This is a genomic window from Shewanella sp. MF08487 (assembly GCF_050848685.1).
Lineage (GTDB): Bacteria > Pseudomonadota > Gammaproteobacteria > Enterobacterales > Shewanellaceae > Shewanella > Shewanella glacialipiscicola.
Genome location: NZ_JBOZPB010000015.1, coordinates 102,072 through 108,071, shown reverse-complemented (window position 1 = coordinate 108,071; position 6,000 = coordinate 102,072). Strand labels below are relative to the sequence as shown.

At 46.5% G+C, this 6,000-nt stretch carries 3 protein-coding genes and 1 rRNA gene; 2 read left to right on the top strand and 2 right to left on the bottom strand.

The features are described 5' to 3' along the window. Nucleotides 1-172: 172 nt before the first annotated feature. Together rrf and ACRN9H_RS11955 are read left to right on the top strand one after the other, a co-directional pair. Nucleotides 173-288, top strand: a 5S ribosomal RNA gene (rrf, locus tag ACRN9H_RS11960). Between the two features lie 289 nt (nucleotides 289-577). Further along, nucleotides 578-3,028, top strand: coding sequence for a GGDEF domain-containing phosphodiesterase (locus ACRN9H_RS11955; protein ID WP_259562764.1), 2,451 nt, complete (start codon nucleotides 578-580; stop codon nucleotides 3,026-3,028). On the opposite strand, the gene ACRN9H_RS11950 is transcribed toward ACRN9H_RS11955, so the two are convergent. Both ACRN9H_RS11950 and ACRN9H_RS11945 read right to left on the bottom strand, forming a co-directional pair. Next, nucleotides 2,985-3,968: an alpha/beta fold hydrolase gene (locus ACRN9H_RS11950; RefSeq protein WP_432313928.1), complete on the bottom strand. Its 984-nt coding sequence runs from the start codon at nucleotides 3,966-3,968 to the stop codon at nucleotides 2,985-2,987. The genes ACRN9H_RS11955 and ACRN9H_RS11950 overlap by 44 nt on opposite strands. A 95-nt stretch (nucleotides 3,969-4,063) precedes the next feature. Continuing rightward, nucleotides 4,064-5,875: a DUF885 domain-containing protein gene (locus ACRN9H_RS11945; RefSeq protein ID WP_432313926.1), complete on the bottom strand. Its 1,812-nt coding sequence runs from the start codon at nucleotides 5,873-5,875 to the stop codon at nucleotides 4,064-4,066. Between the last annotated feature and the right edge of the window lie 125 nt (nucleotides 5,876-6,000).

Genomic DNA, 6,000 nt, shown 5'->3' with positions numbered 1-6,000 from the left:
AGCTAACATGTACTAATGACTCGAGAGGCTTAACCATACAACCCAGATGGGTTTTGCTAAGCCTTAGACGAATATCGACACTTGATAAAGTTGAAGACTCAAACAAAGCAAATCAGCTTTCCGAATTATTATTAACGTGGTCTCAGAGAGACACGGTAATAAACAGAATTTGCTTGGTGACAATAGCCTTGTGGAACCACCTGATCCCATCCCGAACTCAGAAGTGAAACGCAAACGCGCCGATGGTAGTGTGGGGTCTCCCCATGTGAGAGTAGGTCATCGCCAAGCGCCTAATTATCTCGATGAGATGTAACGAAGCCAGCTGAATAAGCTGGCTTTTTTGCGTCTGCAATTTGTTAAATCAGCGTTAATACAGAACATTGTTCTATTCGTTTTAGCTCTGGTCATTTCGCTAGTTCTTTACGTTTTTTCCTTCCTATATTTCAGACTTTTATACTCTAAGTTCATTATTTACATCAAGATCTCGCTTAGTTTGATAAGTCCTTTTGCTTAGTGGTTAGTTTCCCGTTAGCATACAAAAACTATTCACATTTTTGTTAAAGGCTGTCTGTTGCCTATGCTTCGTAAGCTTTCGCTCGCGGTACTGCTCCCTCTGTGTATGCTGACACTATATTTAGTGTTGGTCATAGGCGAGTACCTGTTTGAAAGCGATCAAGTGCGTGCTGAATTGGCGCAGCGACAATCGACACTGATAAAGCAGCAGTTGTTCCGGATGCAGAATGTGGTTCAATCGGCGCAGGCTTTACAGGATGTGGAGCGGATCGAGCAGGAGGTTTCCTTAGCTGCGCTGGATATGGGCACTATGGTTTATATCTTAGTTGATGCTGATAGCCGTATTCGTTTTGCAAACCATACTGTTTGGCGCGATAGCAATGCCATGCAAGTCATTGATGGTTATGATGCTACTCGTCATCGTGCTGTGGTTCAGGCTTTCCTGCCACAAATTCTCGTTAATCTCGAACGCTTAACTATTCAAGCATATTATCCCGTCGTGCCTCAGTATGGTGGTGCGGTTGATTTGATTTATCTTGAAGCCGATTTAGCGCCTTTAGTTGCCGAAGCTTCCGCTAAGTTACAACAACGTTTTATGCGGGTTTGGGGGCTGGGTGGATTATTACTGATTGGTTTTACCTTCATTCTCTATTTCCTGTTGATCCGTCCATTCCAAATATTAAGCGAGGCCGCTAAACAGGTAGGGACTTCTTCCTTTTCGACATCGATCCCTTGGAGCTCATCAGAAGTCTTATCATTGCAAGCCAGTTTGCAGCAGGTACATGAACGTTTGAGTCGTGCTGTGAAACAGTTGAATGACAGCGAACTGCGCTGGCTGTTTGCGGTGGAAGGCTCGCGGAACGGTATTTGGGATTGGGATATCAGCACGGGTGAGGTTTTTCTTTCTGATCGCTGGAAAGAGATGATCGGTTATGCGCCGGATGAATTAGCGGGCGTATTCCAGACTTGGGAAACGCGGTTACATCCCGATGATAGGGATATCGTACTTGATGCGTTGCAGGAGTACGTTAGCGGTAAAAGTAAGGAATTTGAAAGTGTCCATCGCCTGCGACATAGAGAGGGGCATTATGTGTGGGTGCTGGATCGCGGCATGCTGGTTGATTGGGACCCTCAAGGACGTCCTACTCGGATGATCGGCATTCATATGGATGTGTCAGAAAGTGCCAAGAACCATGCTGCGATTAATGAACTTGTGGATCAATCTGTTACGGGTCGCAAGATGTTACCCGATGTCTTTATGGCGCGACTATCGCAATTTTTAACCCAAGGTAATAGTTCAGGTCAATGGGGATCATTGCTGCTTGTTGAGGTGGATAGGTTAGGCTTGGTCGCAACTTTAAACTCCCACGAATTAGAGCGTTTACTCACGCAAGTGGCTGCACGTCTATCGAGTTATTTCACTGAGAATATTACCGTTGGCCGATTGGAGTCCGGTGATTTTGTTTTGCTGGCTAAAGACTTAGCGATAGATGCTTCAGTGGCTGCGCGTCGTGCTTTAGCGCTTGCGAGTGAGTTAAGGCAAGTGATTGCTCGACCATTCCATTACGGTCATCATCACTTTGAGCTCAGCGCGAATGTGGGGATTTGTTTGCTCGACAGCATAGAGACCTTAGATCCAGCTTTAGTCATGCGCCGCGCCGAGTTAGCAGCCTTGAGTGCTAAGCAACCTGGGCAAGCGGGATGCGCTTTCTATCATGCTGAGATGGATTTACGTCAGAGCCGTGATGAACAGTTACAGCAGGAATTACAGATAGCATTACAGCAAGATAGCATGACGTTAATGTTCCAACCTGTGATGAATGCGCACAGTGAATTGGTCTCGGCTGAAGTGCTTACGCGTTGGTATCGTGCCGATGGCGAGTTTATCCCGCCTGCAGAGTTTGTAGCGTTAGCCGAACAGGGAGGAATGATTGCTGAACTCGATTTTTGGGTCGCTAATCGTGTGTGTCAGTTTATTCAGACATCCCATGCCCAAGGCCGGAGTTTGCCGACTTTAACTCTTAATATCAGTGCATTCTCATTTGGTCAGGCAGATTTTGTTGATGCATTGGTTGCGTTAGTTAAAGAGCATGGCATTACGGCTCATCAACTGGGTATTGAACTCAATGAGGCCGCATTGTTAATGCAACCACAGTTTGTGGCTGAGCGCGTGTCTAAGTTAGTTGATGCAGGGATAGGCATCGTCCTCGATCATTTCGGTTCTGGCTCGAGTGCTTTAAGTTGTTTAGCCAACCAGCCATTAGTTGCGGTTAAATTGGATATGAGTTGTATTGATTCATTAGCCGCAATGCCACAAAGAGTGAAGGCGTTAATTGTCTCTGCGCAGCAGTTTAATTTGCACGTGGTGGCTAAAGGCGTTGAATCACCCCAACACTATCAAGCCTTTGTTGAATTTGGCTGTGATGGTTATCAGGGCTATTTATTCAGCCGAGCGCTAAACCAAGCGGACTTTATCCAGCTTGTTTGTCCTCGTCCTTTATTGCGAAGCGTTTAAAGAAGTCGAGCGCATAATTTAAGGCTTGGTTCCGATAGGCGTCTTTTTCCATAAAAATCTCATGGGCAGCCCCTGCGATCACCTTCAATTGGCAATGAGTGCTCACCGCAAGATTTTGGGCCGCATTATCAACAATCTTATCTTCACTCGCTTGTAGTATCAGGATCGGCGTGCGAATTTGCGCCGTTGCCAGTACGCAGGTGTCTGCCGCGTCTAAAGACTCTGTCAACCAACGGTTAGTTGGGGAACCGAGTTGTAACTTAGGGGCCGCGTCATACAAGTCTCGATAGGCTTGGTATCTACTTTGGCAATGGGTTAGCTCATTTCCTTTGAAGGGAACCGGTTTATAGTTTTGTCCTCCAAGCACATAGTTAGGTTCACCGCCATTGAGTGTGGTATCGAGTTTACTGGCTAACCAGCGCACGAATGCTTTTGGCATAGGTAATTTGATGCCATACATGGGCGCTGAAAATACCGCGGCGGTAAAAATATCGGGATGTTGTTTGAGATACAAAGTGCCAATCGCGCCACCCATTGAATGGCCAAGTAGCATGAGTTGTTTGTCGTTTTGCGGTAACACTTTCTTCTGCATAAACAGTGCAAAATCATCAATATAATCATTGAATCTTCGCACATGACCCATGTGTGGATTGATTGTCATACGATCCGACAATCCTTGGCCACGGTGATCGATGGCATAAACTGAGTAACCCTGTTGGTATAAGTCGAAGACCAATTCTTGGTACTTTAAATAGGATTCAACTCGGCCACTGCTGAGAACGATTGCGGTATGCGCTTGTGGCTGCTCTGCCATCATGTAAGCCAGCTTGATACCATCGGCGGTGATCAGTGTGTCTTGAACAATGCTTTGCCAGAAGGCTTGCTGCTCTGAGGTATTTAAATCGTGTTCAGTCGAAAATGTCGCTTTGGCTTGGCTCATACTCAGTCGCAAATCATTTGGCTTGAATGGTTTGCTAGAGTGTAACAGACAACCATGGGAGTCTGAAAATACCGACTCCCATGGTTGTGATTAACTTAGCGTGTCGCCTTTTTAGCTTCAATAAAATCATTGATTTGCTGTTCGAGGATCGACATAGGTACTGAGCCATTTTCAAGCACAGCGTCGTGGAAGGCGCGAATATCAAACTTGTCGCCGAGTTCCTGTTCTGCTTTAGCGCGTAACCGCTTGATCGTTAACTCGCCAATCTTGTAGGACAAAGCTTGTCCTGGCCACGAAATATAACGGTCAATTTCGGTCGTGACATTGTGCAGTGATAGCGCGGTATTGCTGGCCATAAAATCGATGGCTTGTTGACGGCTCCACCCTTGGGCATGCATGCCTGTGTCTACGACTAAACGCGCCGCCCGCCACATTTCATAGGTTAAGCGGCCAAAGTTACTGTAGGGATCTTGGTAGAAGCCAGCCTCCAAACCTAAGTATTCGCAATACAGACCCCAGCCTTCACCGAAGGCAGAGATATAGCCATAACGACGGAAGTCAGGGAGTGACGTTAGCTCAGAGTTGAGTGAAATTTGCAGATGATGACCGGGTACGGCTTCGTGCAAAGTTAAAGCTTCTAACTCGTAGAGTGGGCGCTTGTCCAATGCATAAGTGTTGACCCAGTAGTAACCGGGTTCGTCATCACTGTTCGATCCTGAATATCGGCCTGTGGTGTATTTCGGCGCAATTTCGGCGGGCACTGGTGCTATGCCATAGGGTTTACGAGGAAGTTTGCCGAAGTACTTAGGCAGCATGGCATCGGCTTTTTTGGCAATAAATGCCGCTTCTTTGAGTAACTGATCGGCACTTGTGGTGTAGAACTGGGGATCGGTCCGCAGGAAATGTAAGAAGTCGGCAAAGCTGCCTTTAAAGCCAACGGACTTGATGATTTGCTCCATCTCTTGGCGGATACGCTTAACTTCTTTTAAGCCCAGCTCATGCACTTCTGCCGACGTCATATTCAAGGTCGTATAGTATCGCACCCGATTCTCATAAAACTCAGCACCGTTAGGTAAGCTGCTGGCCGCGATATTTTCCCGTGCATTGGGAATGTACTCTTTAGTCATAAAATCATAGAAGTTTTGATATAGCGGCAGGACTTTTTGCTCGACTAAAGCGCGACCTTCTTGGGTCAGCTGAGTTTTTTGTGCCTCAGTGAAATAGCTGGGGTATTGCGTAAAAGGTTTGAAATAACCGCTCTTTTCCACAGGGACGATATAAGCACTGATACTGTCTTCAAAGCCATTGAGTGTCACTTTAGGCGGCGTTATTCCCTCGGCGAGTCCTTTTTTTAGCCAGTGAGTTTGCTGGGCGAAATAGGTCGGGAGTGCATTGAGTTTGGCAATATAGTTGCGGTAATCCTCAAGGGTGTTGAATCTTCCCTGTGCGATTGAGGTGATATAAGCGTGGAAGCCGCTTTCTGCGGTAATGGGCAAGTAATAATCTTTAAAGCGATACAGGTCGACATCGTTTTGGATCTGATCTTCCAGTATTTGAGCGTTAATCTTATCTTCTTTACTCAAACTGCTGCGGTCGAATGCTTTGAGCTGCGCTAATACTGCGATTTGGCCTTGATTGAGCTTAGCGAGTGCAGTTGGCGAGAGATCCGATAACTTTCCTGCGGCACTGGCATCGCCCATGCTGTAAGCCATTTCAGGACTCGCGCTGAGCTGTAATTGCCAGCTTTGGTCGATAATCGCCTGCAGCGCGGGAGCTATGGGCTCAACTTGCGATTGTGTTGCTGATATTGCCTGTGGCGCTGCGGTTTGGCTATTTTTTGTGGCTTGAGTGGCACTGCAGGCGCTTAATGCGCATATCAATAAACTGGGGGTTAAGAGTTTATGCATAGTCGATCTCTGATATTTTCGTTGTTATTGAAGTCATTATGCCTGATGAATACGGCAGTTCCTTGTATGGATATTAAGCAGAATTGTGACTGAATGTGAATTTAAATGCGTTTGGCGCATAAATG

Coding starts and splice junctions, on each gene's coding strand:
- ACRN9H_RS11955 (WP_259562764.1), top strand. CDS start 578: ATGCTTCGTAAGCTTTCGCTCGCGGTACTGCTCCCTCTGTGTATGCTG.
- ACRN9H_RS11950 (WP_432313928.1), bottom strand. CDS start 3,968: ATGAGCCAAGCCAAAGCGACATTTTCGACTGAACACGATTTAAATACC.
- ACRN9H_RS11945 (WP_432313926.1), bottom strand. CDS start 5,875: ATGCATAAACTCTTAACCCCCAGTTTATTGATATGCGCATTAAGCGCC.